This window comes from Pseudovibrio sp. POLY-S9 (assembly GCF_001431305.1).
GTDB lineage: Bacteria > Pseudomonadota > Alphaproteobacteria > Rhizobiales > Stappiaceae > Pseudovibrio.
Map to the genome: position 1 here is coordinate 2,078 of NZ_LCWX01000156.1, position 3,511 is coordinate 5,588.

A 3,511-nucleotide genomic window follows, 5' to 3' on the forward strand; every position below is an offset into this window, starting at 1 on the left:
AGGAGGACTTCATGGGTCGAAAACATTATACGGAAGAGTTTAAACGGGAAGCGGTACGGCTGGTGGATGTGAGTGGTCGGCCCATTCCTGAAATCGCTGCCGATCTTGGTGTGGGACAAGCTACCTTGAACCGCTGGATCAAAGAATTTCAGGATCAAGATTTGCTGTCAGGACCGCATGAAGACGCAAAAAAGAATTAGCCAGATTGCGCAAAGACAACGAGCAATTTCGGCAAGAGAGAGATTTATTAAAAAAGGCGGCAGCGTTCTTCGCCAGGGAAACATGTCGATGAGATATCAGTTTATCGATGCACAGAATGCGTCTTATTCGACTGCTAGCGGTATTGCTAAATTGTTTTGGATGAATTGCAAAGGGGCAATTTGAGCCGACTTTAGGCAGCCATTTCAGCTGTGTAGTCAGCCCAAAGGGCGAATGCATCAGACCTTTCATGGCGGTAAGATTGATTGGAAAGTTTGTACCGGCGAGGACGGAAGATGGTGTTGAATTGGTCGTGGGCTGACAGAAACCTCTTTCCCTGTTGACGCGACTTGAACCGGCCCATGATCTTCTCCCGCCTTCGGGTTGGACTATGCGAGTTTTCTATCCGATTGTTCAATCCCTTGTGGGCCCGATGGGCGTTGTTGCAATATTCCCCTGATGAAGTGTATCTTCTCTGAAAATTCCTTTTTTGAAGACTTCCTTTATGCCGTTTAAACACAATGCCGACCGTCGTCACAAGTTCGAGAAAACCGAATATAAGGTGATGAACTGGTCGGAGTATAATGAAAGCCTGCGTCGCCGTGGAGACATCACAGTCTGGGTTGAAGACAGCGTTGCCGGTGCCTGGTTCGCACCAGCGAGCAACCGCTGCGGGAAACCCGTTAAATACTCTGATCTGTCCATTGAAACCTGTTTGCAGATCCGGGTCGTATTCGGTCTTGCTTTGAGGCAGACTCAAGGGTTTGTGAGGTCTGTGTTCCATTTGGTGGAGTTGGTTTTACCGGTTCCTGACTTTTCATCCCTGTCGCGCCGCGCAGATGGCTTGAAACTTTCAAATCCCAAACCGCGAACGAACTCTGAGCCAGTAGCGCTGGTAATCGATAGTATAGGCGTTAAGATCTTTGGTGCCGGAGAATGGCAGGAAACCAAGCATGGAACCAGGATAAAGCGCAGAACTTGGCGCAAACTTCACCTTGGTCTTGATCTGAATGCCGGCGAAATCGTATGTTCTGAACTGACTGAGGATACGGTTGCCGATCCAACCGCTGTGTCGGATCTGTTGGATCAGATCGAAGATACAGTTGCTACATTTCTCGGTGATGGCGCTTATGATGGGACGCCTGTGAGACAAAAATTAGCAGACCGTTTTGAAGGTATTGAGGTCATCATTCCACCTCCCAAACCAGCTATCCTCGGCCCACAGGCTGCGACCGCTCCCACTGCTCGCGACCGGGATATTCTTGCCCTTCAAAAGAACGGCAAGATGTCTTGGCAAAAGCAAACCGGATATGGCCGAAGGTCTCGAGGCGAAACCTTGATGGGCCGCTTTAAGCAGGTGATCTGGACCACGCTCAGGTCACGAAAGTTGAACAATCAGAGGACAGAGGCAAAACTTGGCGTCGCCGTTCTCAACACAATGACGGCCCTCGGACGCGCCACGTTCGAGAAGGTTTCTGCATGATCAGATGCATGGGATTGGGCAAGCTGCAAGCAAATTTCGAGTTGTGCAACAGCGCCCTATAAATCTGCCGAACCATACTACGCCGCTGGAAAAAGAGCTTTACAGCGGCGTAGCCCCCCAATGCTTTAACATTGCGCGCTGGCTCAGGCCCAATGGAGTTCTTTGGGCTCGATGGATTTTTCCTTTGCCGCATCCGGCGTGCCTAAATGCACGGCCCTCAGCTTCATATCCTCCAAGTTTTCGATCAGGATATCATTGAAATCATCACGAGCGACTTGAGATAGGTAATTTTCATCGTGGGTGTGGGCGCGAAGCTCATCGATGATCATGTCGAAGGATACTTCCTTGAAATCTTTCATATCCCCGCCATGAAGCACGTCCCACGGAATATCTTTTACGTTGAACGCATCTGCAAGCTCTTTCGGGTGTGCATTGTCAATAACTTGAGTAACATCATCAAGGACCGATTGTGTCGCTTCAGGTAAACTTTCGATAAAGACTTCCCGAGCTTCCTCGTTCACAATGCTGATAAGCTTATCTTCTGCGAGGCCTGCCGGATGCTTTACTGACGGGTCCTTCTGGTAGTCTGAAACAAGCATCTCAAAGATACCATTTTCTTTCACCTGTGAAATCACCTTGTCTGCGATCTTGCTTCCGTATTTAGATGACAGGTCATCAAAGAGATTTCCAGATAAGATCGTATCTCGAAGCTCCGAGAGGTCGGTTCCTTCAATTGGTTTCCAAATCAACTGAGCGTGCTGATCCAAAGAAGTCTCGGGCATATCGAGTTTTACCTTCAAAGGCTGTTCGAAACGCTCTTGAACCTGAGCCTTCTTCGACGCCAAAGCTTCATTTGAGACAGAATAGTTCCTCTCCGCTTTAACGCTAAAAGCTAGAGCGGGATTATTATCAATTTTCTTCTCAGCAAAGTTGATAGCAGAGAGCACTTGCTTAGCCGTCAAACTATGCGTTTTGCCATCATTAATACCGCAAGCTCTGCAAGCATGGGCGTAGGCTAGTTCTCCAAGTCGTGGTGTGTACGTTTCCCTCAATGCGGTTTTAAGAGCATTTTGATCCTCAGTTTTTTGGGTGTCTCCAGTCGTGTGAAGCTTAACCCATGACACCAAGCGGCCACCGATGGAGGTATTTGCTTCACGCTTGTGAACGTCACCGCTTGCTACGGAAAGTTTCTGATTTAGTTGATCCAGCACCACGCTGTCTTGCGCGATTTGCTGAAAAGCGCTCAGACTAATGTTTGTCATACCTAAAATCCTGCATATCAATTGCGCTAGTATCACCAACTTTCTAGCCAGTGGATCGCGCTTCGAAATCACATAGTCATTTCACTCTAAACGTAGGATTGAATTTCGGATGTTCTGCTCGTCACACTCTTTTCAATAAATGCGCTGACTTTTCATCATATGCATATGATCCTGCAGCGGGTTGTGTCGCAAACTTCGCGTCAAAGTAGAATGCACCGTGTGCGTCCGGCGAACCCGACCTACAAAGCGGAGATAGGCCCTGTTACGCTGGCTTAGCAGCGTAACACCACGGCATGAGATCGTTGAGGCGGGTGATCTTGTGATCAGCGATTTGAGCCAGAACCCACGAGAGCCAGGCTTGGGGATCCACACTGTTGAGCTTGGCGGTTTCGATGAGGGTATAGGCGATTGCCGCTGCTTTTCCGCCCCCTTCCGAGCCCATGAAGAGATAATTTTTTCTTCCAAGAGCCACAGGCTTCATTGCCCGCTCGGCACAATTGTTGTCCAGCTCCAGAGAGCCATTGTCCAGATAGGCGCGCGCTTTGGGTAGGCGCGTGAGGGCATAGCG

General features: G+C 49.2%; 5 protein-coding genes and 1 pseudogene. 3 read left to right on the forward strand and 3 right to left on the reverse strand.

Annotated features, from left to right (window positions below; genetic code table 11):
* Both PPL9_RS14270 and PPL9_RS31345 read left to right on the forward strand, forming a co-directional pair.
* A partial coding sequence (locus PPL9_RS14270) for a transposase (protein WP_208989376.1) occupies window positions 1-200 on the forward strand: 200 nt, incomplete at its 5' end.
* The gene (locus PPL9_RS31345; RefSeq protein WP_082596871.1) at window positions 178-384 is read left to right on the forward strand and encodes a hypothetical protein; all 207 of its coding nucleotides are present in this window, start codon (window positions 178-180) and stop codon (window positions 382-384) included. The genes PPL9_RS14270 and PPL9_RS31345, both read left to right, overlap by 23 nt.
* Before the next feature lie 7 nt (window positions 385-391).
* Here the strand turns inward: PPL9_RS31345 and PPL9_RS14275 are convergent.
* A pseudogene (locus PPL9_RS14275) lies at window positions 392-637 on the reverse strand (DDE-type integrase/transposase/recombinase); the annotation flags it as partial.
* Window positions 638-703: 66 nt separating this feature from the next.
* Here PPL9_RS14275 and PPL9_RS14280 point away from each other — a divergent pair.
* A complete protein-coding gene (locus PPL9_RS14280) occupies window positions 704-1,681 on the forward strand; it encodes an IS5 family transposase (RefSeq protein WP_057463329.1) in 978 nt (325 codons plus the stop codon).
* Window positions 1,682-1,824: 143 nt separating this feature from the next.
* Here the strand turns inward: PPL9_RS14280 and PPL9_RS14285 are convergent, their stop codons facing one another.
* Window positions 1,825-3,015, reverse strand: coding sequence for a hypothetical protein (locus tag PPL9_RS14285; RefSeq protein WP_161831303.1), 1,191 nt, complete (start codon window positions 3,013-3,015; stop codon window positions 1,825-1,827).
* A 190-nt stretch (window positions 3,016-3,205) separates the two neighbouring features.
* A partial coding sequence (locus PPL9_RS14290) for a transposase domain-containing protein (RefSeq protein ID WP_152986702.1) occupies window positions 3,206-3,511 on the reverse strand: 306 nt, incomplete at its 5' end.

Excerpts from the sequence above, each read along its gene's own strand:
- PPL9_RS31345 (WP_082596871.1), top strand. The coding sequence starts at position 178 with ATGAAGACGCAAAAAAGAATTAGCCAGATTGCGCAAAGACAACGAGCA.
- PPL9_RS14280 (WP_057463329.1), top strand. The coding sequence starts at position 704 with ATGCCGTTTAAACACAATGCCGACCGTCGTCACAAGTTCGAGAAAACC.